General features: G+C 47.6%; 22 protein-coding genes and 3 tRNA genes. 6 read left to right on the top strand and 19 right to left on the bottom strand.

What is annotated here, in order from left to right; all coding sequences use genetic code 11:
• Nucleotides 1–37 precede the first annotated feature (37 nt).
• The 4 genes from Q0698_RS09520 to Q0698_RS09505 form a co-directional block, all read right to left on the bottom strand.
• A complete protein-coding gene (locus Q0698_RS09520; protein ID WP_298636158.1) occupies nucleotides 38–901 on the bottom strand; it encodes a hypothetical protein in 864 nt (287 codons plus the stop codon).
• Between the two features lie 92 nt (nucleotides 902–993).
• Nucleotides 994–2,331, bottom strand: coding sequence for a glutamine synthetase family protein (locus tag Q0698_RS09515; protein WP_298636156.1), 1,338 nt, complete (start codon nucleotides 2,329–2,331; stop codon nucleotides 994–996).
• A gap of 9 nt (nucleotides 2,332–2,340) precedes the next feature.
• Nucleotides 2,341–3,099, bottom strand: a complete 759-nt coding sequence (locus Q0698_RS09510) for a gamma-glutamyl-gamma-aminobutyrate hydrolase family protein (RefSeq protein ID WP_298636153.1) — start codon at nucleotides 3,097–3,099, stop codon at nucleotides 2,341–2,343.
• A 148-nt stretch (nucleotides 3,100–3,247) separates the two neighbouring features.
• Nucleotides 3,248–3,985 carry a DUF599 domain-containing protein gene (locus Q0698_RS09505; protein ID WP_298636152.1) on the bottom strand — a complete coding sequence of 246 codons (738 nt, stop codon included), beginning with the start codon at nucleotides 3,983–3,985 and terminating at the stop codon, nucleotides 3,248–3,250.
• Between the two features lie 286 nt (nucleotides 3,986–4,271).
• Here Q0698_RS09505 and Q0698_RS09500 point away from each other — a divergent pair, with 286 nt between their 5' ends.
• The 3 genes from Q0698_RS09500 to Q0698_RS09490 all read left to right on the top strand — a co-directional run bounded on the left by Q0698_RS09500 (nucleotide 4,272) and on the right by Q0698_RS09490 (nucleotide 9,405).
• Complete coding sequence (locus Q0698_RS09500; protein WP_298636151.1) at nucleotides 4,272–5,588, top strand: aspartate aminotransferase family protein; 1,317 nt, start codon at nucleotides 4,272–4,274, stop codon at nucleotides 5,586–5,588.
• A 41-nt stretch (nucleotides 5,589–5,629) separates the two neighbouring features.
• Nucleotides 5,630–7,120: a CoA-acylating methylmalonate-semialdehyde dehydrogenase gene (locus Q0698_RS09495; protein WP_298636148.1), complete on the top strand. Its 1,491-nt coding sequence runs from the start codon at nucleotides 5,630–5,632 to the stop codon at nucleotides 7,118–7,120.
• Between the two features lie 152 nt (nucleotides 7,121–7,272).
• Nucleotides 7,273–9,405, top strand: coding sequence for a DNA topoisomerase 3 (locus Q0698_RS09490; protein WP_298636146.1), 2,133 nt, complete (start codon nucleotides 7,273–7,275; stop codon nucleotides 9,403–9,405).
• 143 nt (nucleotides 9,406–9,548) lie between these two features.
• Here the strand turns inward: Q0698_RS09490 and Q0698_RS09485 are convergent, their stop codons facing one another.
• The 4 genes from Q0698_RS09485 to Q0698_RS09470 form a co-directional block, all read right to left on the bottom strand.
• Nucleotides 9,549–9,857, bottom strand: a complete 309-nt coding sequence (locus Q0698_RS09485; RefSeq protein ID WP_298636143.1) for a BolA/IbaG family iron-sulfur metabolism protein — start codon at nucleotides 9,855–9,857, stop codon at nucleotides 9,549–9,551.
• Between the two features lie 153 nt (nucleotides 9,858–10,010).
• Entirely contained in the window at nucleotides 10,011–11,312 is a 1,302-nt protein-coding gene (locus Q0698_RS09480; RefSeq protein WP_298636141.1) for a sodium ion-translocating decarboxylase subunit beta, read from the bottom strand.
• Between the two features lie 12 nt (nucleotides 11,313–11,324).
• The gene (oadA, locus tag Q0698_RS09475; protein ID WP_298636139.1) at nucleotides 11,325–13,103 is read right to left on the bottom strand and encodes a sodium-extruding oxaloacetate decarboxylase subunit alpha; all 1,779 of its coding nucleotides are present in this window, start codon (nucleotides 13,101–13,103) and stop codon (nucleotides 11,325–11,327) included.
• A gap of 10 nt (nucleotides 13,104–13,113) precedes the next feature.
• Nucleotides 13,114–13,374 carry an OadG family transporter subunit gene (locus Q0698_RS09470; protein ID WP_298636136.1) on the bottom strand — a complete coding sequence of 87 codons (261 nt, stop codon included), beginning with the start codon at nucleotides 13,372–13,374 and terminating at the stop codon, nucleotides 13,114–13,116.
• Between the two features lie 916 nt (nucleotides 13,375–14,290).
• Here Q0698_RS09470 and Q0698_RS09465 point away from each other — a divergent pair.
• Together Q0698_RS09465 and Q0698_RS09460 are read left to right on the top strand one after the other, a co-directional pair.
• On the top strand, nucleotides 14,291–14,815 hold the full coding sequence (locus Q0698_RS09465; protein ID WP_298636134.1) for a hypothetical protein: 525 nt from the start codon (nucleotides 14,291–14,293) through the stop codon (nucleotides 14,813–14,815).
• A gap of 136 nt (nucleotides 14,816–14,951) precedes the next feature.
• The gene (locus tag Q0698_RS09460) at nucleotides 14,952–15,473 is read left to right on the top strand and encodes a hypothetical protein (RefSeq protein WP_298636132.1); all 522 of its coding nucleotides are present in this window, start codon (nucleotides 14,952–14,954) and stop codon (nucleotides 15,471–15,473) included.
• 262 nt (nucleotides 15,474–15,735) lie between these two features.
• On the opposite strand, the gene Q0698_RS09455 is transcribed toward Q0698_RS09460, so the two are convergent.
• From Q0698_RS09455 to Q0698_RS09440, 4 genes are all read right to left on the bottom strand, one after another.
• Nucleotides 15,736–18,438 carry a TcfC E-set like domain-containing protein gene (locus Q0698_RS09455; protein ID WP_298636131.1) on the bottom strand — a complete coding sequence of 901 codons (2,703 nt, stop codon included), beginning with the start codon at nucleotides 18,436–18,438 and terminating at the stop codon, nucleotides 15,736–15,738.
• Nucleotides 18,439–18,513: 75 nt separating this feature from the next.
• Nucleotides 18,514–19,191, bottom strand: a complete 678-nt coding sequence (locus tag Q0698_RS09450) for a fimbria/pilus periplasmic chaperone (RefSeq protein WP_298636128.1) — start codon at nucleotides 19,189–19,191, stop codon at nucleotides 18,514–18,516.
• 22 nt (nucleotides 19,192–19,213) lie between these two features.
• Nucleotides 19,214–19,744, bottom strand: coding sequence for a hypothetical protein (locus Q0698_RS09445; protein WP_298636126.1), 531 nt, complete (start codon nucleotides 19,742–19,744; stop codon nucleotides 19,214–19,216).
• A 92-nt stretch (nucleotides 19,745–19,836) separates the two neighbouring features.
• On the bottom strand, nucleotides 19,837–20,337 hold the full coding sequence (locus tag Q0698_RS09440) for a hypothetical protein (protein ID WP_298636123.1): 501 nt from the start codon (nucleotides 20,335–20,337) through the stop codon (nucleotides 19,837–19,839).
• Between the two features lie 59 nt (nucleotides 20,338–20,396).
• Here Q0698_RS09440 and Q0698_RS09435 point away from each other — a divergent pair, with 59 nt between their 5' ends.
• Complete coding sequence (locus Q0698_RS09435) at nucleotides 20,397–21,386, top strand: tRNA-dihydrouridine synthase (protein WP_298636121.1); 990 nt, start codon at nucleotides 20,397–20,399, stop codon at nucleotides 21,384–21,386.
• 272 nt (nucleotides 21,387–21,658) lie between these two features.
• Here Q0698_RS09435 and Q0698_RS09430 read toward each other — a convergent pair.
• From Q0698_RS09430 to Q0698_RS09400, 7 genes are all read right to left on the bottom strand, one after another.
• Nucleotides 21,659–21,735, bottom strand: a tRNA-Arg gene (locus Q0698_RS09430).
• A gap of 315 nt (nucleotides 21,736–22,050) precedes the next feature.
• A tRNA-Arg gene (locus tag Q0698_RS09425) sits at nucleotides 22,051–22,127 on the bottom strand.
• 29 nt (nucleotides 22,128–22,156) lie between these two features.
• Nucleotides 22,157–22,246, bottom strand: a tRNA-Ser gene (locus Q0698_RS09420).
• A gap of 170 nt (nucleotides 22,247–22,416) precedes the next feature.
• The gene (locus tag Q0698_RS09415) at nucleotides 22,417–23,643 is read right to left on the bottom strand and encodes an aspartate kinase (protein WP_298636118.1); all 1,227 of its coding nucleotides are present in this window, start codon (nucleotides 23,641–23,643) and stop codon (nucleotides 22,417–22,419) included.
• Nucleotides 23,644–23,689: 46 nt separating this feature from the next.
• Complete coding sequence (gene alaS / locus Q0698_RS09410) at nucleotides 23,690–26,290, bottom strand: alanine--tRNA ligase (RefSeq protein WP_298636116.1); 2,601 nt, start codon at nucleotides 26,288–26,290, stop codon at nucleotides 23,690–23,692.
• A 100-nt stretch (nucleotides 26,291–26,390) separates the two neighbouring features.
• Nucleotides 26,391–26,732, bottom strand: coding sequence for a histidine triad nucleotide-binding protein (locus Q0698_RS09405; RefSeq protein ID WP_298636114.1), 342 nt, complete (start codon nucleotides 26,730–26,732; stop codon nucleotides 26,391–26,393).
• Nucleotides 26,732–26,923, bottom strand: a complete 192-nt coding sequence (locus Q0698_RS09400) for a Trm112 family protein (protein ID WP_366140320.1) — start codon at nucleotides 26,921–26,923, stop codon at nucleotides 26,732–26,734. The genes Q0698_RS09405 and Q0698_RS09400 overlap by 1 nt, the downstream gene beginning before the upstream one ends.
• Nucleotides 26,924–26,931: the final 8 nt, after the last annotated feature.

The raw sequence follows: 26,931 nt of genomic DNA, 5'->3' as shown, positions 1-26,931 counted from the left end.
AGCGAGGCATTTTCGATTAGCTTTAAAAAAAGAGGAGTTAGCTAGCGGCTAACGCTTCCTTTTCTTCCTTAACTTCTTCGTGCCACTTAAAGATATTCAACTCAATCATGAAGAAACCAAGCAGCCATAGGAATGAATCCCAGAAATCTAAGAAATCACCGTAGAAGCCCCAGTACGCTGCGCACGCAAACAGAGTTGCATAAAGTACGCCTTTGATTACATAACCAACGCGCATGCCATGGTCGGTAAGTTTGTTAGCCAACTGAAGACGAACATCCACTTCCAGTGCGATAACGATCACTACCCACGTCGCAGCATTGATAACATCAATCGCCGCTAACTTGATTGCGTCCGCGAACGTTAGCTCGGGAGCAATGATGGAGGTACCGTTAATTTGCAGAAGGTTACTATTCGCAATAGCTCCACAGCTTTCCGCGGTCAGAGTCGTGTATTCATCCAAGTCCGTCATGATTGAGAAATTTTGACCAATCAATGAACAAGTATTCGCGATTTCGAACGGCGAAGTGTTTAATAGATAAAGCGCCTTTGAAATGTAACCCCAACATGAATAGACGATAAAGGCGTAACATACTGCTTTAACTGCGATGAGAATAACCTTATATCGCTTAACGCGCGCATCACTCATCAAGAAAGTTTCGGCTTCGAATAAATATAGCAATAGCACCCAAGCCGCCGTGTCAATGGTAGCAGTAAACGCTTCAATTAATTGAGAAGCGCTTGTTAGCTCACCGCCGAATGTATGGTGGAACGCGGCCCACTCTTCCACGAAGAATGCGTAAACGTTATAGGTTAATGCTGCATAAATAAGATATTTGAAACACTGGTAGAGTAATCTTCCAGTACTCATTGTGGACTTCGTTGACATCATTTGCTCACTCATAGTATTTCGCAATTATATTGCGCCTCTCAAACAGTTGTTACTTTATTATTTAAAAATAAAGCCCGAGCTGTAACTTGGCCCGGGCTTTAGCATTAAACGCTCAATAGAAGGTATTCACGCTCCCATGAACTAATTACTTGCTGGAATGCCTCAAACTCAGTCATCTTAACGGAATGATAGGCTTTACAGAATGACTCACCGAATACACCTTTAACTTCGTCACATTCGTCGAGTAAACGAAGCGCTGCTTCCAAGCTGCGCGGCAAACCAATTGGCTCGTCATAGGCATTGCCCACGTATGCGTCAGTAGGTTTAAGCTTCTCTTCCATACCTAATAAGCCAGCGGTTAAGGTCGCGGCAATGGCTAGGTAAGGGTTGGCATCAGCCCCTGGGAAGCGGTTCTCGATACGACGCGCTTCGGGACCCGAAAGTGGCACACGAAGTCCTACGGTACGATTATCGTAACCCCAGTGAAGGCTCGTAGGCGCAGCGATTTCTGGCGCGATACGACGATAGCTGTTCACGTTTGGCGCAAAGAAAGGCATCAACGCTGGGCTGTACTTCTGCAGCCCCGCAATGTAGTGGTGGAAGAGCTCTGTTTCTTCACCGTTCTCATCAGAGAAAACATTCTCTCCGGTTTCAACGCTCAAAAGACTCTGGTGGAAGTGTAATGCTGAACCTGGCTCGTTTTTCATCGGTTTAGCCATGAAAGTGGCATAGATGTCATGACGCATTGCCGCTTCGCGCATAATACGCTTGAACATGAATACCTGATCCGCCGCACGTAGCGCATCCCCGTGGAGGAAGTTAATCTCCATTTGCGCTGCACCGCTTTCGTGAATAAGCGCGTCAACATCAATACCCTGAGCCTCACAGTAGTCGTACATTAGTTCAAATACTGGATCAAACTCGTTAACCGCATCAATACTGTAGCTCTGACGAGCTGTTTCTGGGCGACCTGAGCGACCAATGGGTGCCTTAAGTTCGAAGTCAGGATTACTTTCTTTCGCCACCAGATAGAACTCAACCTCTGGTGCAACAACCGGACGAAGTCCAAGCTCTTCATAACGCTTTAGTACGCGACGAAGCACTGAGCGAACGGCCAACGGATGTAACTCGCCTTCTGGAGTGTAAGCGTCATGGATAACCTGAGCCGTAGGTTCCTGATCCCACCAAGGAACAAGACAGAGAGTATCTGGATCCGGGCGCATGATCATATCGCGATCCGTTGGATCAACGAGCTCCCAGTAGTCATCACTCCACTCACCATGCACCGCTTGAATAAGGATGCCTTCGGGTAGTTTCATTTCTTCGCGTTCAAACTTCGACGCGGGCATTACCTTACCGCGAGCGTTACCCGTAATGTCAGGCATTAAACACTCAACTTCGGTAATACGGTATTCTTCAATCCACTTAGTAATTGATGTCATGGGAACTTCTCACTTATTGCTTGTCTGGTATGAACGAACGGCTTCGCTAAACGCACTAAATATTGCCGTATAGAATTCGTTCTCTTTAACTCGGTATTCTGGGTGAAATTGCAGCGCCAAACAGAACTGATCATCGCTATCTAAACGAATAGCTTCAATAAGTCCGTCAGGCGCTCGTCCCTCGATGAGTAGACCCTGCCCTAAGTCTTTGATTCCCTGTTCGTGAATCGAATTAACTTGGACCGTATTGCCAAGCTCAAAGCTTGCCAATAAACCACCTTGGGTTAACTCTAGATCATGAACGGGAGCGTATTGCTCTGCGAACGTCAGCGACTTATCGTCACGGTGATCGAGCATACCCGCTTCATTGTGGACAGCTTGATAAAGCGTGCCGCCATACACAACATTTAATTCTTGAAAACCTCGACAGATACAAAGAATTGGCATCTTTCTCGCTATCGCTCCCTTAATAAGCGCCATACTCATAGCGTCACGTGCGGGATCGATAAGGGTACCAGCCGGAAGTGCTGGGCCGTCATAGTGATGTGGCTCTAGCATTGAATAAGAGCCGGTAATCATTACTCCGTCGAGACGATCGAGGAGTTTTTCGACATCGATTTCGTTTGGTAGAGCCGGAATAATCACCGGTAAACCATTAGCGCCATCGACTATAGATTTGACATATTTTTCACCAACTTGGTGAAGGTGGTGAGGAGCCTCAATACTTCGATCTGAGGTTACACCAATTAATGGTAAAGCATCACGCATAAAATCCTTACGCTGGTCCAACATTCATTGAAGGCCAACTGATAATGGCTAATTATTATTACTGCGTTTTCGAAGTTACTACTGCCGTAAATTTTTTTCAACACTTTCCGTTGAATATTTAGCGATTTTTAACTTAACAAGTACGAGACTAGTCAAGTTTGTCACTCAAACCCTCACAGTATAGCTTGTCTCTCTTCAGCGACTGCACCATGGAGTGCAATGATTTCGATCTAAACTCACGTCTATAGAGTACCAAGACGACAATGATCGCCCCCACCAACATGGCGTAGGGTGAAATAAACCAACCACAAAATGCTAGCGCAAAGTACCATGCTCGGAGTCCGAAATTGAAAGCATGGCCTGCTCGATCAGCAAGTCGTGCAAGGTCGTCCGCGACGTCTTCTATTTCCTCCGCAGTATAATCTGGAAGCTCTTCAGGCATTGGCGCACTACCTAACATCACAGAGAAAAAACTATATTGCCTAACCGCCCAAGTGAACTGGAAAAATGCGTGAATAAAGATGAGTAACACACCGATCATTTTGAGCTCTCGTGGGACTCCGACCCACCCAGCAATGGCATGAATATTCATGACTTCGACGTCTACGATTCCTTTGCCAAATAGCATGGTCAGCATAGCACCAATAACTAACACCGTAGAGGAAGCGAAGAATATCACACTATGCTCTATCCCTCTGAGCACCCCTACATCTGCAACACGATTGTCCCGTTTTAAGAGGCGCTTAATCCAGTATAGTCGTTGGGTATGAAGCGCGCGTGATACGCTAAAGCTTGTCCGAGCCCGAAGCCTCGCAAAGCGGGCATAACCAATCCATAACATCAGTACGAAGACTGCAGAAGTAATATCTAATACGGTTGCACTCATGGGAGCCTCCAGAAAACAGAACCTTAAATTTCTGATCTCTATCATACCCGCTAGAGATGAACAAAACATGACGGTCATCGGTAAATATGTACATTAACGAGGCGCTATACCGCGGCAACTTTGAGATCATCGTTGACCGGTAAAAAATTCAAAATCAAGTGTAAAAGATATTGAACACCAATAGAAAAATGATTATGGTATCTGTCAAATAAATCAAACACTTGAATCAACATTATGAACACCGTAGCGATTTGTGACCGTGTTTATGTGTACCGTGGAGAGACCTATGGCGATTAACCTAAGCCGCGAGGAAATGGAATCCTTCTGGATGCCGTTCACAGCTAACACTACATTTAAAGCGGACCCTCGCTTACTTACCCATGCTGATGGGATGCACTATACGACTCATGATGACCGTCAAATTATTGATGGCACTGCTGGCTTATGGTGCTGTAACGCGGGTCACAACCGCAGCAAGATCACTGAAGCGGTCACTAAGCAGCTAAGCACACTGGACTTCGCACCGACTTTCCAAATGGGCCATCCTATTGGCTTCGAACTTGCTAACCGCCTTACTGAGATTAGTCCAAAAGGTCTCGATAGCGTTTTCTTCACCAATTCCGGTTCTGAATCAGTCGAAACAGCCTTGAAGATCGCTCGTGCATACTGGCGCCTCAAGGGTAAGCCAGGTAAAGCGAAACTCGTTGGCCGTATTAAAGGCTACCACGGCGTAAACTTCGGTGGCATTTCAGTTGGCGGCCTCGTAATGAACCGCAAGCACTTCGGCCAAACGCTTGATGTTGACCATCTTCCGCATACGTTGCTTGAGAAGAACCGTTTTAGTAAAGGTCTTCCAGACCACGGTACTGAGCTTGCTAACAACCTTGAAGACCTTGTTGGCCTTCACGACGCTGAAAACATTGCCGCGGTAATTGTTGAGCCAATTTCAGGCTCTGCGGGTGTAATCCTGCCACCAAAGGGCTACTTAAAGCGTTTACGTGAGTTGTGTGACAAGCACGATATCCTATTGATCTTTGACGAAGTAATTACCGGTTACGGGCGTGTTGGTGCAGCATTTGCGGCCGACGAGTTTGAAGTAACGCCCGATCTAATTACTACCGCTAAAGGCCTAACCAACGGTGTAATCCCGATGGGAGCAGTATTTGTTCGCAAGGATATCAACGAAACCTTCCTCGCAGCAGGTAACGGCGCTATTGAGTTATTCCACGGTTACACTTACTCTGCGCACCCAGTAGCCTGTGCTGCCGCAATCGCGACCTTAGATGTCTACAAAGAAGACGATCTATTCGCTCGCGCTAAGTCACTGCATCACTATTTCGAAGACGCGGTACACAGCCTTAAAGGCCACAACAATGTGATCGATATCCGTAACTACGGTCTGGTTGGTGCTGTTGAACTTCAGCCGCGCGAAGGCAAGCCTGGCGCTCGTGCTTACGAGGTATTTAAGAAAGTCTATGAAACCGGTGCCCTAGTTCGTCAAACCGGTGACATCATTGCAATCTCTCCTCCGCTTATCATTGAGAAAGAGCAGATTGACCGAATTATCAACTTACTTGGCGACGCGATTAACGCCGTTGACTAACACAAACAGTAGCGGCTTCGGCCGCTAGACTTGAGGTAATTATGTCTACTATTGGTCACTTTATTAACGGCGAACACGTCGCCGACAACAACCAGCCTAAGCCGGTAACCAACCCAGCAACTGGACAGCTTATTCACGAGGTTGCCATGGCAACGGTGGAAACAGTTGAAACTGCAATCAACGTCGCCTACGACGCCTTCCCAGCGTGGCGCGACACAACGCCACTTAATCGCGCACGCATTATGTTCAACTTCAAGACGCTTATTGAGCGTGATGCTGACAAGATTGTCGCCCTCATCACAGAAGAACACGGTAAGGTTAAGTCGGATGCGGCTGGTGAATTGACGCGTGGTCTTGAGATTGTTGAGTTCGCAACCGGTATCCCACACCTGCAAAAAGGTGAGCATTCTAGCCAAGTTGGTCGTGGTATCGACAGCTGGAGCGAAATGCAGCCACTTGGTGTGGTGGCGGGCATCACTCCATTCAACTTCCCTGCAATGGTTCCAATGTGGATGTTCCCTATCGCGATTGCGTCGGGCAACACCTTCGTCCTTAAGCCATCTGAGAAGAACCCTTCCGTTGCGCTTAAGCTTGCTGAACTATTGAAAGAAGCTGGTCTTCCTGATGGCGTATTCAACGTAGTCAATGGCGACAAGGTTGCAGTTGATACACTCCTCACGCACCAGAAAATCGAAGCAGTGAGCTTCGTGGGCTCAACCCCTATTGCAGAATACATCTACGCAACAGCGAGCGCACACGGTAAGCGTGTTCAGGCTCTCGGCGGCGCGAAGAACCACATGGTTATCATGCCAGACGCAGACGTTGACTCAGCCGCTAACGCGCTAATGGGTGCAGCCTACGGTTCAGCGGGAGAGCGCTGCATGGCAATTTCGGTTGCGGTATGTGTCGGTGATGAGGCTGCTGAAGAATTAAAAGCTAAATTGCTTCCTAAGATTGAAGCCATGACCGTTGGTAATGGTGTTAACGATCCTGACATGGGTCCACTTGTCTCAGCAGATCACTACGCGAAGGTTCGCTCATACGTTGATCTAGGTGTTGAGGAAGGTGCTGATCTAGTTGTTGATGGTCGCGATCTAAGCATCGAAGGCTACGAAGAGGGTTTCTTCTTGGGCGCTTGCTTGTTCGATAACGTTACTGACGAAATGCGTATCTACAAAGAAGAGATCTTTGGTCCAGTTCTTTGTATTGTTCGTGTTCCTGACTTCGAGACGGCGTGTCGTCTAATCAACGATCACGAGTACGGTAACGGAACGACTATCTTTACCCGTAACGGTGACGCTGCACGTAAGTTCACTCACTACATCCAAGTTGGTATGGTTGGTGTTAACGTCCCCATCCCAGTGCCTATGGCTTTCCACAGCTTCGGTGGCTGGAAGCGTTCATTGTTCGGCCCATTGCACATGCATGGCAAGGACGGCGTTCGTTTCTACACTAAGATGAAGACCATCACTCAGCGCTGGCCTTCAGACATGCCAAGCGTTGCTGAATTCTCAATGCCTACATTGAAGTAATTCAAAGCGTTTAATAGAGGGCCGCAATCGTCTGATTCGCGGCCCTTTTTATTTCCCCGCTTAATCGTCAGCTTTTGATCTGCGCGCTTGACCCGCCAACCACGAAATGGCTATATTCCCCTATCAATCCCGAACCAAGCTGCCTAATAACTATGAAGCTAATCATCGCCGAAAAGCCCAGCCTAGCCCGCGCTATTGCCGATGCACTTCCCGGCAAGAGCAGCAAGCAAAAGGGCTATATTGAAGTCGGCGACACCACTGTTAGCTGGTGTATTGGTCATCTGCTGGAACAGGCGCCACCTGATCACTACGACGATAGCTTTAAACGCTGGAGCCGAGACACACTTCCAATTGTCCCCAATCCGTGGGCCTATGTACCAAAGGCAAGCGCTCGAGGCCAGCTCAGCATCCTTCGAAGTCTACTCAAGAAAGCCTCGCTTGTTATTCACGCTGGAGACCCAGATCGTGAAGGACAGTTGTTGGTCGACGAAGTCCTCCACCATCTTAAATGGAAGGGTCCTACACAACGGCTTTTGATCGCCGATATGAACCTTAAAGCCGTACGCAGATCACTAGATAAATTGGAAGATAATAGGGACTATGCTCCACTTAGTACCTCCGCGCTAGCTCGTGCCAGAGCTGACTGGCTTTATGGAATGAATCTAACACGAGCTTGGACACTAATTGGTCGTAAGCAGGGCTTGCAGTCAGTGCTGTCGATAGGACGGGTTCAGACACCGATTCTGGGTTTGATTGTGAAGCGTGATAACGAGATCAAGGAGTTTGAATCACACGAATACTTCGATTTGACGGCACGCATTACGGATCGGCTCAATGATCAGGTTGAGGCGCAATGGATCCATCACCAACACAGCAAACTTAGTGTGGATAATCATGGTCATGCTATTGATAAGCTTCAGGTTGATAAGTTCGTTAACGAGGCGGCCGCTCAAGCGGTACAGCTGCTTAAAAACGATTCGCAGAAACAGGCAAAGAGCGCCCCATTACCCTTTAATTTATCTCGGCTCCAGGTTTACGCCGGATCCCGCTTTAAACTCAGCGCCAAAGCCGTACTAGATACTTGTCAGTCCTTGTATGAAAAGCATCGTTTGCTCACCTACCCGCGCTCGGACTGCCAATATCTGCCCGTTGATCAGCATCAGCAGGCACCCGACACTTTGGTCGCAATTCAACGGTCCTTAGGCGCAAGAGAATGGTTCGCTCAGTTGGATACATCAATAAAGAGCAAGGCCTTTAATGACAAAAAGATTAGTGCTCACCACGCCATCATACCCACTGAGAAGCCAGCTAACTTTGACCTACTAACCTCCACAGAGCGAAGTATCTATACCGTGGTGGCTGAGCACTACGCCGCTCAATTCCTTGGCGCCTATGAGTACACCGATAACATCCAGCTATTCAACTGCCTAGACGAACACTTCCAAGCGAAAGCCCGTGCTGTTCATAACATAGGCTGGCGTGCAGCATTACCCGCGAAGGATGATGTCTCTACAACACTCGCAAACTGGCAGCCTGATACTCCCCTTTGGGTTAATCGGATTATGAGCGAAGCTAAGCGCACCAGACCGCCCAATCACTACACCGATGCAACCCTTATTCAGGCGATGTCGAACATCGCTCGTTTCGTTGAGGATAAAGCGTTAGCTAAAGTGCTCCGCGACACCGATGGAATTGGCACCGAGGCAACGCGAGCAAGTATGATTGAGACCTTGGAGAAGCGCGGGTATATCATTCGCAGCCAGCGGCTGCTGTTGCCCACTGAACTTGGACACTGTCTAATTAAGAGTTTACCCGAACGTGCTGTGGCGGCCGATTTAACTGCGCAGTGGGAACGCCAACTCGACGATATTGTGAACGAGAAAGGCGGCTATCAAACCTTTATGGACACCCTATTACGCGGTGTTAATGACTTACTTATCGATAGCGATCACCGCAATTTACTAGACCTACCCGCCAAGTATCAGGCGCCAAAGTGCCCAAAATGCGACAATTCGTTAAGGCGAGGTAAAAGCAAGCGTGGTTGGTTTTGGAGCTGTACCAATAAAGCCTGCGATTATACCGCAACAGACCGCAACGGCATGCCCGGTGGGCCGCGTCGTTCAGCCGCTAAGAGCACAGCAAAGAAAACTCAGGTTAAATGCGCTGACTGCGACGGCTTTATGATACTGCGAAAGAGCAAGCGCGGCGAATTTCTTGGCTGTGAGAACTACCCTAAATGTAAGAGCACGCAAAAACTGACACCCGCTACAAAAATCACGAGTTAACAACGCTTCGAGAACGAGCGTAAAAGAACCAGCTCAAAGGGGCAGCTAACTCATAGAGATGACAGTGCCGACATCGATCAGGACCTCTGCAACTCCTGCGCGCCTTTCATTGATCTTCAATGCCCTTCAAGCCCACCAAGTTATTAATGCCTATTCGCGCAGTCAGGCGTCTCCGGGCTTACACCCTGTTTCTTCCATTCATCGGGGGTATAGGTATAGAGTGCTAACGCGTGCACTTGCCCGGCTAATTCTTCGCTAAGAACGGCGTAAATGGCTCGGTGACGGGCCACCTTCATCTTTCCCACAAACTCAGCGGTCACTAAGGTCACCTTAAAGTGCATCTCGGCAGCCGCTCCGGCACTATGCTTATCACCTTCGTTTTCTACCTCAAGATGATCATAGCTAAACGCTGATTTAAGCTTATCGATAATCGTTTTTTGCATTGGCCCCATGAGCAACTCCCCTATTCACTAGTCTCGCTATTGTACGATATCTTGATGCACTTGGCAGTGACTAAGATACGCTAGCTAGGCGCTAGTAAAGACAGAAAAAGTACAGGCGAAAAAAAGGGCAGCTAATGCTGCCCAAATGTTTCAGCGTATTCTTTACAGGCCGAAGGCTTTAACCACGGCAATCATCACACCGGCCGCAACGGCGGAACCAATCACCCCCGCCACATTCGGGCCCATTGCATGCATTAGCAAGAAGTTGTGCGGGTTGGATTCTAGGCCAACCTTATTCGCGACACGTGCTGCCATAGGTACCGCGGAGACCCCCGCCGCACCAATCAGTGGATTCACTTTCTGCTTCGCGAAGACGTTCATCAGTTTGGCCATTAGAACGCCGGCAGCGGTACCAATAGCAAAAGCGACAATACCTAACGCCAAGATACCTAGCGTCTTAGGGTCAAGGAACTTATCGGCGGCTAGTTTTGAACCTACCGACAAACCAAGGAAGATAGTAGTAATGTTGATCAACGCATTCTGTGCCGTATCGGACAGGCGATCTACCACACCACATTCCTTCATGAGGTTACCAAGACAGAACATCCCTAGCAGCGGTGCTGCATCGGGAATGAAGAAACCAACAAGAATCAGGACAATCACTGGGAAGGCAATTTTTTCTCGCTTTGATACCGTGCGAAGCTGCGTCATCACAATCTGACGTTCGGCTTCGGTAGTCAGTGCGCGCATAATAGGCGGTTGAATTAATGGTACAAGCGCCATGTAGCTGTATGCTGCCACCGCGATAGCGCCCAATAAATCCGGTGCTAACATGCTAGCTACATAGATCGCCGTTGGACCATCGGCACCGCCGATAATACCAATGGCAGCAGCCTCAGCGATGCTGAAGTCCATGATACCGAAGTAGGTCATCCCCACCGCACCAAGCACGGTAGCGAAAATACCGAACTGAGCCGCTGCACCTAACAGTAGGGTCTTAGGGTTTGCTAGCAGCGGGCCAAAATCTGTCATCGCGCCTACACCTAGGAAAATCACTAACGGTGCAACACCCGACGCAATCGCCACCGAGTAGAAGTTGTAAAGCGCACCATTGTTATAACCGGCGTCCTTAGCAACCGCTGCAAGCTGAGATTGAGCAGAATAAGCGCTGTTCTCAATAGCGTGAAGTACCGCATCGATATGCGCTAAGGGCATTTCGAATAGCTCTCTCGCCTTCGCGATCACCATTGGATCCTGCGCATAAATAGCCAATTCTAGTCCCGAGCTCGCTAGTCCTGCTCCTGGGATATTGGCCATAATGCCGCCAAAGCCAATCGGTACCAACAGTAGCGGCTCGAACTTCTTACGAATTGCTAAAAATAGTAATACTAAGCCTACGAGAATCATGATGGCCTGATTCATCTGAATCTGGGCTAATCCCGAGGCTAACCATAAATTTTCCATGTTAACTCCCGCTTAAGCCAGTTCGAGCAGGCTATTGCCAACCGCTACTGAATCGCCTTCTTTAACCTGAACAGAAACGACCTGTCCGGCACTTGTAGCACGAACCTCGGTTTCCATCTTCATCGCTTCGAGGACTAACACTAAGTCACCAGCAGCTACCTGATCACCAGGCTTTACCAGCACCTTAACAATATTACCTGCGAGTGGTGCCGGTAGTGGCACACCCGAAGTCGCGGCCATTGGGGCCGCGGATGCGTCCGAGTGGCGAACATTTAGATCCGCAATACCAGTGATGTCGCCACCATCGTTTACGGCAACGGTGTAGCTTTCGCCGTTTAAGCTAACGGTATAAACTTCATCACCCTGCTCATTCGTTACCGCAGGTTCCTTCCCTGGTGCAGGTTCAAAGGCAGTCGCGTCACCACGATTCTTCAGGAACTTTGCGCCTACCTGAGGGAATAATGCGTAAATAAGTGCGTCATCAACGCCCTGATCGCCATCTCGAAGACTAAAGCCCTCATCGGAGGCTAGCTTCACAACATCGCTAACTAGCTGGTCCAGCTCCGGCGCTAACAAATCAGCTGGGCGAACGGTGACTTCTTCATCTCCATTAAGTGCCCGAACCATCAGTTCTGGATCCTTAGCCGCTGGCGTTGCACCGTACTCGCCACGAAGCACACCCTGCGCTTCCTTTGAGAGGACTTTGTAGCGCTCACCGGCAATCACGTTTAATACCGCCTGAGTGCCCACAATTTGGCTAGTTGGAGTCACTAACGGCAACATACCTAAATCAGCACGAACCTTAGGAATCTCGGTAAGTACTTCATCAAATTTGTCCGCCGCGCCCTGCTCTTTCAACTGGCTTTCCATGTTGGTCAACATGCCGCCTGGCACTTGCGCTACTAAAATTCGCGCGTCGACGCCTCTTAACGAGCCTTCGAACTTGGCGTACTTCTTACGTACGTCACGGAAGTAAGCTGCGATGGAATCTAACTGTTCGATATCTAAGCCCGTGTCCCACTCTGTGCCTTGCAGCATAGCAACCACTGACTCGGTTGCACTGTGCCCATAAGTCATCGACATAGAGGAAATAGAGGTATCGACATTATCAATACCCGCTTCGATACATTTCAAAATAGTACTCGTAGAAAGACCAGTGGTTGCGTGAGCATGAAGCTGAAGCGGGATATCAACGGCGGACTTAAGTGCTTTAACTAGTTCATAACCCTCGAACGGACGAAGTAAACCAGCCATATCCTTAATGACAATGGAGTTTGCTCCCATATCCTCAAGACGGCGCGCTAGGTCCACCCAGGTCTTGGTATTGTGCACCGGGCTTGTGGTGTAGCTTAAGGTACCCTGAGCATGCTTGCCCATCTGGTTAACCGCTTTGAGTGCCGTCTCGAGGTTGCGAACATCGTTCATTGCATCAAAGACACGGAATACATCTATACCATTAATCGCGGCGCGCTCAACAAACTTCGTTACCACATCATCCGCATAGTGGCGGTAGCCTAAAATATTCTGGCCACGGAATAACATCTGCTGCGGCGTGTTCGGCATCGCCTTCTTTAGCTCACGAATCCGATCCCAGGGATCTTCGCCGAGAAAGCGAATACAGGAATCAAAGGTCGCTCCACCCCAACTCTCAAGTGACCAGTAGCCAACTTTATCCAGCTCGGCTGCAATCGGCAGCATATCGTCAATACGCATACGCGTAGCGAATAGTGACTGGTGGGCATCTCTTAGGACAACGTCGGTAATACCAACGGCTTTCTTAACTGTAGTCATAGTTATCTCTCTACTCCGCTGCGGCGCGGCCTTTGGCCACACGATGCTGAGCAATAGCTTGCTCAATAATCGACAAGGTTTTTGAATTAATTTCGGTTGATGGCACCGGTTTACGAGTCAAAACTTCTGGCTCAGCTTCTGGCAGCCAACGGTTGATAAACCACGACATTACTGTTGTCGCTACCACCAAAACGCTTAAAAAAACGAACACCGAACCCATGCCAAGCATGAGTAAATCAGCGCCCTGTTGAAGAATGTCATTTGATGACATAGCACCCCCTATTGCTATAACCACTACTCTAGAGACAACCTATACCTGCTCTAACACAGTATTGGCATGCCTAATACTGTACGTAGACACACGTAGCGAATTAGCCACTATCCGCATTATATGAAGAGGAATTCAAGAAAGATAATTCATTCGCGGAATAGTACCAATTACATAAAAGACACGTGAAATATAGCTGTAACCCTCGTGACATCTAGTTTCCAGTGAAATCATTGAAGCAATACAACCCTAACAACGACTATAAAGCGCTGCTTTATATAAGGGAGAGACATCGTTTAAGTACTGAAAAAACTCTTATGTTGGACGCTAAAGCAGTCACTCATATTTAATGAAATAAATTCGTTTGATAGCGGAACAAATCGGCTCGTGTTAAGCATGGCATGGAGTTTAGGCAGCATTAACTGTCAAGCTCGGTATTCGATCAGCACCCAATGGAGCTCTACTATCTGAGCGATGTCCACCCAAGCTCGAATCATTGACGATACCTCCCCTCCTTATTGTAGACACCCATTGGCTATAGCACGTCATCGAGAATAGTGCTCTCAGCTCACTACTCGCTAGCAACTTTCTCGCACTGAAAGACGCCCATGATCGGAAACTATCTACGGCGAAAAAGTAGTACTAGACTACCGATTTAAGCGATCTAGTAATCGAAGAACTCCCGAGCACCGCAGCTAGAATGACCATTCAGTCGAAGAAAAACTACCCTTTATCTGCTATTCATGACTTCGAAGTGGAAAATTCACTTGCTTTCTACTCATTGACTCATTAATCTGAGACTAATTAAATGATGAAAGATCCGTATGTAGGTTGAAAATCTGTGAGATCGGTCACAATTGCAAAACCTTTAGGACAGAGAGTTTTAAATTATCGGAGCAGTCGCTCTAAGGGGAAATAAATGATTTTACGTAAACTTGCCGCAGTAACAATTGCTTCTTCGGTTATGGCTTCGGGCGCATTTGCAGCTTCTGATACGGCCGATACATCAGTAACGCTCACGCTCAATGAAGCAGTTGAAGTCGTTACAGCTACAACATTAGCATTTCCAACAGACTCAGATAGTGGCGCTAGCGTTGTAGAAGCTAACGGCCTTTGCACTTGGTCTAGTACTGGCAACTTTAACCTTACCGTAGCAAGCGCGAATAGCTTTAACCTTGTTAATAGTGTTATTACCGGTGGTGCTACTGCAGGCCTTGATGCCAGTGAATCAATAGGCTATTCACTTGAAACAACATCAGGCTCACTAGATTTAACCGACGGATCGACTTACACCGTAGCGTCTGGGCCATTGACAAATTCTGCTGCTCGCTGTACATCCACCCCTGATTGGGTTTCAGTGACAGCTACTTTGGACGAAACAACTGGCTCTAAGGAAACGGGTAGCTACTCAGATACCGTCACCTTCACTATCGAGTCTGTGTAATCTAGCGAAGCTAAAAAAGAGCCGTCAGAACTAATGACGGCTTTTTTATCAATACCCTTATAAGATTGTTAGCGCCATAAGCTTTAACAGAAATAAAATTAATCTATTGGCACTTCCTCGTCGTGGAGCACTAGAAATGAAAATTTTTACCGCTGTATCAACTTTGATGCTTGGCATTGCAGCATCAGGTCAGCTAAATGCTGATACCGCAACCGGTGATGTCACTGTCACATTAGATCTTCCTACCACTGCGGAACTTCGCCTGGGAGGAAGCCCTACATCGTCGTCCGCAGCAATTGAACTCTTGTGGAATGGAACAGCTACTGGTAACACCACAGACTCCGTAGATGTGTGTATTTTTAGCGGCAGCCTTCCTTATACCCTAACTATCACCGGCGATGAACGTTTAGAATACGCAAGCAGTGAAATTGCATATGACGTATGGTTCGATGATGAAGACGAGAACCAGAACTTCAATGTTGATGGTGGCGTAGTAGCTATTGATGAAGCCGATGTGATCTCTGAAACATCACGCTGTTCATTAGCGCCAGGGCAAGTTAGTGGAGCGTTAGTATTCCGTGTTCAAAACGCAGCCATTGCAGCCGCTCCAGGTGGTGTTTATTCAGACACGGTTAACCTTTTACTATCTGTCGATTGATCAATACCCTATCACCGAGCAGCAGATGAAAACACCTCTTTATCGAGGTGTTTTTTTTCGACAATAACGCCTCACTGAATCTATTAATCAACTAGCTAGACCACTATCAATCCGTTTACAACTCGCTTAGAGTCCAACTTGAGCGACAATAGTTAGTTGCGATAGCGATTCAAATGATATGTTTAGCTGAAGTTTATCTCGGACAAATAACTAACGTTATAGAACGGCCAGTGTTTAGCCGTGGTCTCGTTGACTAAGCGAGTTACTCACACTGCAAACTACCAATAGATGCTACACCGGATCGACTTTTATATTCAGGCACCGCAGCAGTACAGCTAAACTCTCTCGTTTGAAACGTTAAAACGGTAGTATCTTGCGTCATCTCGGCCTGAAACAGGCCAAATTCATCAGTGACCGAAAAGCCTGGAATCCCCCCGACAACCGCGTTAGCAACTGGTTCCCCGTTCGGTAAAAACACTTGGCCAAATACCACATCTACCATAGCGACGTCCCAACTTAGATCAACTACGTTACCTGGGTAAAGTGTCACTGATCTCACATCACCTTGAACATCTGCAAAGCCATTACCTCGGGCTCTCAGTTCAACTTCATAGGTTTCAAATGGACGCAAAGTTACTACCGTTGCTGTACCTGCAATGGCATAGGCCACAGGGCGCTTATCAACCAGGACATCAAACCAAACCCCATCTAGCTCGCCAGCTAGATTAATAACAACAGCTGACTGACTCTGCTGCTGTCCGCCCACCGCAAGATTTTCGTCGGTAATGATGAACGAGGTTGATGCGTTAAGATTAAAAGTGTCGGCCTTCTGGCCGTTACGATCAATCCGCTCAACTTGAGAGCGAATACGTCCATAACGAAAAGCGTGATCGTAACCCAATGAAACACCAGAAATATCTGACTGACTATATGCATTAGCGCTCAATCGCAGATCTGATAGGAACTGGTCACCGTCATTCCAGTCAGCGTTGACTTCAAGACTTCGCTCATCTTCATAGGAGTCAGTAGCCGCTATATAGTCTTGTCGATAACCAGGCTCTACTCTGTAACTGAAGTTACCATCATCGATACGTAACGTCAGAGTAAAGAGTGCGAGCCAGTCATCATTCTCCTTACTAAGCTCCACCCGGCCATATAAATCTGAGCCAAAAACGTCATAGGCAGGAGCAGTATAGCGGAAGGTATAGGTCTTCAACTCGTCCTGAGCAAAACGTTCATTGTATCGCGCTTGTAAGGCGAAGTAGCCGAAATCCGTCGAACGCTGAATGGATAAACTACCCTGAGTCAGCGAGTTACCAAGCAATGACCTAGTAAGGTTTGGATTGATATTATCGTCAAAGTGCGGATTCTCGATATATCGTATATTCGCAGCCATCGACCAACGATTGAGATTAAAGTTTGAGTTGACATTGACACCGTAAGCATCGTTATCCGAATACGCTATCGAGGTCTGTAATTCATGGTAACGTCCGATGTTAAATAAATCGAACTCCGCCATAGTTTCGTAATTATGAGCTGCTAAACCACCACCAACACCAATGGTGTCAGTTATTCGTCTGGAGTAACCAGCCCGAACAATCCAATCTTCATCCGGCTGTCGTAACACCCTGTCCTCGGTAATTTCGGTGGCTTCCCCCAACTCAAAATACCATTCGGCTTCATCCTTCGGGGGTAATCGTGAAGACTTTACATAGAATCGAGTTTCAATCGTCGAGCGGCCCGATGAATCCGTGATTTCAATATCGATATCATAACTACCACCCGGTAACGCAGTGGTATCAACAATTTGGTTACCTGCATCGTAGTTTTGCGCTGAAATTAATCTACCATCTTTATAAATGGCAACGCGAGAACGGGATGAGAGAAACACCGTGACCTCATTACCCGCCGACTGCCTTAAATCAGTACGAGTATCGATACTCGTACCCATACTGACACCACGCATGCTTCCACCATAACCGAAACTAAGTAGTGAGCTATCCGTATTAAAGTAGCCCGCACGATAACTTAGGCCTTCGTAGTCTCGCTGCAATGCGAACTCATCGATGTTTAATTCGTCGTTGGCGTAGTTGAAATCAGTCACTAAACGGTTCTCGCGCCAAGCAGCAGTGTTAGTTCCCGCCACCGAGTAAACCGCCGCTGGATCATCAATATTACCGGACGTCGCCAAATAGAGACTTTGCATCATAGAGCCTTTAGCTGAACTTGGTGGTAAATATTTTTGTACACCAGCCGACCTAACGGCTAATTGTTCGGGATTAATAAAGACGTCAACACGAAATCGCGACTCATCGAAAATTACCCCAGCGACCAGTGGCGTTGCTTTTAACTCCCCACAGCCAATTGTGCTTCGAGAACCACAAGCGAAAACCGAATTCGGGTCTAACGCTCCCGTTAATGACTGCGTCACTCGCGCGGGTTCAAGCAAATCAGGTAGTCGCTCAACAATTAAAGACGGGTCTTGAAATTCAACTCGATCCGGGGTGAATATGATCATATAGGCGCCTATCCGCCTACCACCAAAGAATACATCGGCACGAGTTATCTGAGGCTCTAGAAGTGACTCAAAACCTGGTGGGACCCAAGCCGTGGCCTGAATAGGGGCGCTATCGGAATCCTGACTAAGAATTTCAGCATCGTCGAAACCAAAGCGACGCGCTCGCTCCAACCAGTTATAGGCAATAGTCGATGGCGCGGCCGCGGTCCGTAAACAGCGAAGTGGAGACTCGCTCGCGATATCCAAATGCCAACCGTAGCGCTCAGCCATGTTATCACGCTGTACTTCAACAACTTCTCGTTGTAACGAGCAAAAAAACTGTACACGAGAAGTCTGTTCATTAACGTAGTCACCAGAAGGAGAACTAGTAATATAATCATCGCCGCTCTGAGCAAATAAATTAATACACAGAAGGCTACAGCACGCAAGAATAATGGCGCGAGACACAGGTTACTCCAAGGTTTACGATCCACAAATTTATGGTGATTCGATAGTTATAATCTTATTCTTATCTAGGTAAATCTACCAGCTAACCGTACGGCTACCTGCGAAGGTAGTAAGCCGATACGTGGCTAACATCTCTTCACTCTCAAGTTCAACTTCCCATGTATTTCCTGCATAGAGGCGAGTTGTTGGGAGGTTAGAACAATTCTCCGCTAAACACTGCTTACCATCTGCTAACAGAACGTAGCTATTACCGCGGTTCTCGAACTTCAACGTATTTGCATCGCGCGTGACAACTAACTCTTCGCGAGGATTCTCGGGTAATACCAAAACAAGTAGTTGGTAGGCTACAACGACACGAACTACGGATGATTCAGATTCTGCTAATGGTGGCAGAATTGGAGTAACGTTTACTCGATAGACTTTATCAACCTGACCTGGCTCCGCCAGTGCCACTAACCTGACTGCTCTCTCACTCTGAGGAGGAAGAACAAATTGCTTTGGCGTGGCTAGGAGTGTCATATCAGACAAACTAGTAACTATTTCACGAACTTCCTGTTGAGTGCCCGGCTGAAGCACGTCAAGGACTTCAACTTGAACATACATTTGATCATCACCGCGATTACTGACGCGAATATCTTGCTGCGGCGCCTGCCCGGCAACAAACTCGACAATAGAACGATCAACAAACATGTTGGCGTGCGCAAAATCCGCGAAAAAGAAAGCGATTAATACTGACGAAACCAGCTTCATCATATGCAAAATTCCTCAAAAATATCTACTGTGTTGCTACCGTAAGTGAAACGGCGCCACTAAACAAACCCGCTTGCGACAAAACCAAATCTTCACTGAGAAATGTAATTGAAAAACGAGCATTCGGCGCTCCGTTACAATCCAAGCCCACAGTTTCTAATTCATACGGTGCAGATTCAATACCCGCCGCTAATTGAACGTCTACAGGTTGCGCTAAATCGCCATTGAAACTGAATGTATACGGTAAAATTGACCCATCTTCCCCAATCAACTCGAAAGGCGAACCATCACCCGCGGCTCCAGAAGCTGTCAATACATAATCAGAGTTCGTATTTCCGACAACACAAAACTCCTGAATAAAGACTACATCTTGAGTACGATCACTAATATCTAAAACGATATCGGTAACATCGGTGATTAAAATATTCGGTAAAATACTAATTTGAATAGTGGTGTACGCCGTCGATGTTTCCCCCCACTCGCCTTGTTCTGCAGCAAACACATTTGCCACTACTAAGAATGAGAGTAAAAAATAGTTTACAGATAAACGCGGCACAGCATTCCCCTCAAAAATTAGAAAATAAACATTATGTGAAGTGTGCCACAGAACAAAAATAAATAGTAGTGGATAGGACAACCAAGGCTGGCTTAAATGATACTGATCGTTACCTGAGTTTTGGCTTTCAGTTCATCAATGAAGAGGTTATTCGCTTGCGCAATGGATAACGCTGATCGCGGCTGAAGACTAAGAAGGCTCATGAGCAAATTAGCTCGTTGAGCGGGCTCATTAACAAATGCCTCCTCTCTGAACTGAGCTAAAGCACCGGCGAATGTTGAGTTCGATTGCTCATCAACCTCCGGACTTTGCGTACCCGATGAGCCAAGTAGCCCTAATGTCGACTCACGCACCAAATCTAAGCTTTTTAAATTTGCTGAGCGAGTGAGTGCGCTATTGACAGAGAGTTCTTGACAGATGGCTCGATCACGATACTTAACTTGCTTACAAAGTACAGTCCGTAAAGCCCTTACCTCACCATTAGCTTCTGCAAGATTTACTGTTATCTGAACGGTTTTTGTTGCACTTTCCTGCCCATGAGCAAGGGAAACACTAAGAAAACATGCTAAGATTAAAAAGAACTTATATTTCACTGAACCGCCTCCATCTAAAACTGAGGATAGTTCAATTTCAAACAAAATCGAGATTTTCTTTGACCGCTCATCTAGATCAAATCGCTCAAAAATACCCAAAAATACGATTTAGCCTCGCACCAATGGAAGGCGTTGTTGACGCTACAATGCGTCATATTTTGACGCGCGTTGCTAAGGTAGATCTTTGCGTCACCGAATTTCTGAGAGTTACTACGCAGCTATACCCAAACAAAGTTTTCTATAAGAATTGTCCCGAGTTACTTACTGACAGCCATACGGCGAGCGGTGTACCTGTCGTACTTCAGCTTCTTGGCGGACAGCCCACCCCAATGGCTGAAAACGCTGCCCGTGCGGTCGAGCTAGGCGCGATAGGCATCGATCTAAATTTCGGTTGCCCGGCTAAAACCGTCAACAACTCCGATGGCGGTGCTGCCCTATTACAATATACCGACCGTCTTTACGATATTGTTGCGGCCGTTCGTCGTTCTGTGCCCGATAAGATTCCTGTTACTGCGAAGATGAGACTTGGATTCAATGATCGCGAGCTTATGTTCGAAAATGCTCGAGCTATTGAAGCTGGCGGTGCCGAAAAGCTAACCATCCATGGACGAACTAAGAAGGATGGCTATAAGCCACCTGCTGACTGGGAAGCCATTAAGCAAATTAGCGATACTATCTCGATTCCGGTTGTTCCTAATGGTGATATCGGGTCGGTGGCCGCCTTTGAGGCGTGTCATGCTATTCATGGCGCTACCGAGTACATGCTGGGGCGTGGACTTCTTGCTAACCCGGGACTTATTAGAGAGCTCCGGAGCGACAACGGGAAATTCAGCTGGAGCGAACTCCTCCCGTTCATTCTTGAATTTCAATATGCCGAGATGACAATTGGCCTCCGAAAGCATCAGGGACACCGCCTCAAGCAGTGGCTTGCCTACTTAAAGACACACTACGCTGAAGCCGCTGTATTTTTTGAACAGATCAAGCGCTTAAAGGAACCCGAATTACTCGAAGCTGCGCTGCTGGCTGAAATAAATAAATATCCTTCTTAGCCTAACCATGACCGAGCCTAACGCACTGGCATCCTAACGACTGATCTTCCTGATTTCGTTGCAACGATCAATTCCACTCCTCGACTTCAGATAACGGTATAAATAATAGCAGTAATTAGATGGCGTTGGTAAACCCAAAAAGACGATCGCAAACGCATGACGAACTGAAACATTCAAAGGCCGAAGTAAGCTAAAAACGTTTTGGTTGGGGATGTTCGTGCAGGTTTGGTAGAAACAAAAAAGGCTTACCAATTGGTAAGCCTTTTTTTATATGGCGCGCTCGGGAGGATTCGAACCTCCGACCGCCTGGTTCGTAGCCAGGTACTCTATCCAGCTGAGCTACGAGCGCGTAGATCTCAAGTGGGGCGAACTATACGGTTTCAACGGTCTGTCGTCAACACTAAAAATGAAAAAAACATGAAAAAACAACAACCTATGCATAACCCCGTACGCCACAGATACAAAACAACCCTCAGGTGCTCAATAGGTTTCCATGATCGTCAACCTGCATTAATCTCTGATCTGTTTGATGAATTTATCAACAGCCGCCGATCTATAAGACCGCCATTAGTATGAGATGATGAGAAGTGATAGCTTGCTCGTTAACGGGCTATTCAAAGGACGAAAAAAAAGGCCTACCGTCGGTAAGCCTTTTTCTTCAATATGGCGCGCTCGGGAGGATTCGAACCTCCGACCGCCTGGTTCGTAGCCAGGTACTCTATCCAGCTGAGCTACGAGCGCGCAATTGCGTTTCATCTTTAAAGTAAAGATGGCGGAGAGAGAGGGATTCGAACCCTCGATCCAGTTTCCCAGATATACCCTTAGCAGGGGCACGCCTTCAGCCACTCGGCCACCTCTCCAACGCGGAAAGAATAATACCATAACGTTTTTAAAATCAAAGCCCCGAACGTTAAAAAAATGAAAATATTTAATAAAAACAACGAATTAAGTTACTTGACAAAATTAAAGCGCATAAAAAAAGCGACCGCAGCCGCTTTTTACCAATAATATCAGTGAGTTAGCTTGAGGATTACTCTTTAGTGCCACTCAATTCAAAGGCTGAATGGAGAGCGCGAACAGCCAACTCCATGTATCGCTCTTCAATGACTACACTGGTTTTGATCTCAGAGGTCGTAATAAGCTCAATATTAATATTATCATCCGCCAACGCACTGAACATCGTTGCCGCTACACCAGCGTGAGAACGCATACCAACACCAACAATAGAAACCTTAGCAATACGATCATCGGTTTCAACCTGTTTGGCACCTAAACGCTCAACAACTGCCTCGAGAACTTCTAAGGTACGCGCTAAATCGCCTCGCGATACCGTAAACGTTAAATCCGTAGTGTTATCAACGCCAGAGTTCTGCACAATCACGTCAACTTCGATATTCGCTTCACTCACGGGAACTAATACTCGTGCAGCCACACCAGGCTGATCCGGCACTCCACGAACTACTACCTTTGCCTCATCACGTGTGAACGCAATGCCTGAAACTATCGCTCTTTCCATATCTTCCTCTTGATCTAGCGTAATCAGTGTACCGGGCCCATCCTTAAAGGATGACAGCACGCGCAGCGGGACGTTGTATTTTCCCGCAAACTCCACTGATCGAATCTGGAGTACCTTCGAACCCTGACTTGCTAATTCCAGCATCTCTTCGAAGGTAATCTTCTCTAAACGTCGTGCCCCTTCACAGATACGAGGGTCGGTCGTATAAACTCCGTCCACATCGGTGTAGATTTGACATTCGTCGGCTCGCAATGCGGCCGCCAATGCCACGGCAGTTGTATCCGAACCACCTCGGCCAAGGGTTGTAATATTCCCCTTTGCATCAGCGCCCTGGAACCCTGCGACTACAACTACCCTTCCCTGAGACAACTCACCACTAATTCGTTCTTCATCAATTTTCTCAATACGAGCTTTGGAGTGTGATTCGTCAGTTAAGATCCGCACCTGAGAACCGGTAAATGAAATAGCCGGCACACCACGCTTATGTAACGCAATGGATAGCAATGCAATGGTCACCTGCTCGCCGGTTGACAGCAGGACATCCATTTCACGTGTTGATGGTCGATCCGACAATTCGTTGGCCAAGCCTAACAGACGATTAGTTTCGCCACTCATGGCTGAAACAACCACTACGACGTCATTGCCCGCCTGCTGTGTTGCCGCAACACGGTCCGCCACCGCTTCAATACGCTCTATAGTGCCTACTGAAGTTCCACCGTACTTTTGTACCAATAAACTCATTAACTTATATTTCCACGTCTTCGCTCTAAATGAGTCGATCAGTTATTTACGAGGTCTGTTCCTCAACCCAATTTGGCACGGCCGCGAGAACCTGTGGGAGCTTCGCGAGTCCAGTACCGCCGCCCTGAGCCATGTCAGGTCGACCGCCGCCCTTACCATCAAGTTGAGGGGCTACGAATCTCATCAAGTCACCCGCTTTTAGCTGACCGGTAAGATCCTTGGTTACACCTGCAATGAGGGCAATTTTGTCGCCATCATTCGCAGCAAGTAGCAGAACACCACTACCTAATTTATCCTTTAACTTATCACTTAAATCCCGCAGTGCATCGGCCGGAGTGCCTTCTAAATGAATTGCCAACACCTTAATACCGCCCACTTCAACCGCGCGATTCACGAGATCACCACTGGAGGCGGCCGCTAACTTTGCCTTAGCCGCCGAGAGTTCTTTCTCGGCGCGCTTGGCGCCCTGCAATACCTGATCCAACTTATCTGCTAGGTTCGCTGGCTGAGATTTAAGTTGCTCTGCCAACTGTGCCAAGAGTGCTTCCTGGCTCGCCACGATATCGTAAGCCGCTTTTCCCGTTACCGCTTCGATACGGCGGATGCCTGAGGCAACACCCTGTTCGTTAACGATCTTGAACAGCGCTATATCCCCAGTTCGATCAACGTGCGTACCACCACAAAGCTCAACGGAGAAACTGTCGACGCCCATCGAAAGCACGCGAACCTCATCGCCGTACTTTTCACCGAAGAGCGCCATCGCGCCCTCGGCCTTGGCTTCATCCATCGACATAGTCTGCGAGCGAACTAAGGTATTAGCGCGAATATGTTGGTTAACAATAGCCTCGACCTTGCGCAATATCTCACTTGAAAGCGCCTCATTGTGCGAGAAGTCGAAACGCAAGCGATCCGGGTTCACCATTGAACCCTTCTGCATCACGTGGTCACCCAACTCAGCACGTAAGGTAGCGTGTAAAAGGTGCGTAGCCGAATGATTCAATGCGGTGGCTCTGCGATTAATTGAGTCAACTTCAGCTGTTAACTCGTCACCCACCTTAACACTGCCGGTTTTCACTGTAATGTGATGTAGCTGATTTCCCGAGGCCAAGGTTGTGTTGTTCACAACGAGCTCGGCGGTATCGGAGAATAGCACTCCAGTATCGCCTACTTGGCCACCCGATTCACCGTAGAAAGGCGTAACGTCCAGCACTACAATGCCTTCATCACCGATGGATAAGGATTCAACTTGCTCACCTGCGCTCAGAACGGCAACGACCTTGGTCGTCGATGCCAAGGCATCGTAACCACAGAATTCCGTCTCACTATCGAGTTTGATGGCATCGGTGTAATCAACCTTGAAAGAACCAGCTGCACGAGCGCGTTCACGCTGTGCATTCATCGCCTGCTCATAGCCTTCAAGATCAAGGGTTAAACCGCGTTCTCGCGCTAAATCATTGGTGAGATCAGTGGGGAAACCATAGGTGTCGTACAACTGGAAAATTACCTCACCGGGAATCACGGTTCCATCTAACTTCGCTAGCGCCGCATCTAGCACTGACAATCCTTTTTCAAGGGTACGCGCAAACTGTTCTTCTTCTGCCTTAAGGGCCGCCGCGATTTTGTCGTGCTGTTCAACGAGTTCCGGGTAAGCGTTGCCCATCTGTTCCGCCAAGGCGTCAATTAATGTGTAAAAGAAAGGCTTTGACTGACCTAACTGATAACCGTGACGAACAGCCCGACGAATAATACGACGCAGCACATAGCCGCGACCTTCATTCGATGGCATCACACCATCACAGATTAGGAAGCTACAGGACCGAATATGATCTGCGATCACCCGTAATGACTTATTCTCAAGGTCTACACCGCCGGTTGCTTTAGCCGCAGCCTTCAACAGGCCCTGAAAAATATCGATATCGTAATTGTTGTGAACGCCCTGCATCACCGCAGCGATGCGCTCTAGGCCCATACCGGTGTCAATTGAGGGGTTTGGTAACTCTACCAATTCGCCTGACGCTTGACGTTCGTATTGCATGAAGACTAAGTTCCAGATTTCGATATAACGATCCAAATCATCGTTTTCACTGCCTGGTGGTCCACCTGGTACATCTTCGCCGTGATCGTAAAAGATCTCCGAGCTTGGACCACAGGGCCCCGTGTCACCCATCTGCCAAAAGTTATCTTCATCTAAGCGGGAGAAACGTGACTTATCGATACCAATCTCGTTGAACCAGATATCAGCCGCTTCGTCGTCGGAGACATGAACTGTCACCCACAGTTTTTCCTCGGGAAGACCTAACTCTTTTGTGAGGAAGTCCCAGGCAAAGCGAATCGCATCTTGCTTGAAGTAGTCACCAAAACTGAAGTTACCCAGCATTTCGAAAAAGGTATGGTGGCGAGCGGTATAGCCCACGTTTTCCAGGTCGTTATGCTTACCACCGGCACGGACACAGCGTTGCGAACTAGTCGCTCGATTGTAACCACGCTGTTCGTCACCTAAAAAAACATCCTTGAACGGAACCATTCCTGCATTCGTAAACAACAACGTTGGATCGTTACCAGGAATCAGCGAGCTACTTGGCACCACTTGGTGAGATTTAGCTGCGAAATAATCTAAGAAAGCTTGACGAATATCGGCACTTTTCATTTTGAGAAAAACCACTCTTTTCTATATCGATGGAGTATAGCGACCTGTAAGTCACCAAACTATTGCTATTGCGAATAGCAATCATAAGTTTTGAGCTTGATTAAAGCCCCTGCTCGGTAAGCGTTTGGCCACCTAGCACATGAATATGGAGGTGGAAGACAGTCTGTCCACCTGCTTCGCCGTTATTAACGATAAAACGACAACCCTCGGCAATACCGAGTTCCTTGGCCTGCTGACGAGCAACTAATAGCAGATGCCCCAACAGCGACTGATCACTAGATTCAGCATCGGTCAGCATTTTAATGGGTCGTTTTGGGATAACCAAAACGTGCACCGGTGCCTGAGGCGAAATGTCATTGATCACAATACAGTGTTCATCCTCAAATATTTTCGGCGCGGGTATCTCGCCACTAATGATCTTTCCGAAAATCGTATCACTCATTAGGCGTCTGCACTCATCTCACTCGCGTCAATGCGACGAGCTTCCGCTTCTAGCATAACCGGGATGCCATCGCGAATGGGATAGGCCAAACCGGCGGCTTTGGAGATCAACTCTGCTCTATCACGATCATAAACCAACGACGTTTTGGTAACGGGACACACTAAAATACTCAACAATTTCTCATCAATCATAATTTTCT

Source organism: uncultured Umboniibacter sp., from assembly GCF_947497555.1.
Lineage (GTDB): Bacteria > Pseudomonadota > Gammaproteobacteria > Pseudomonadales > DSM-25080 > Umboniibacter.
Note: the sequence above shows the minus strand (reverse complement) of the source record. Positions and strands in the feature narration are given on the sequence as shown.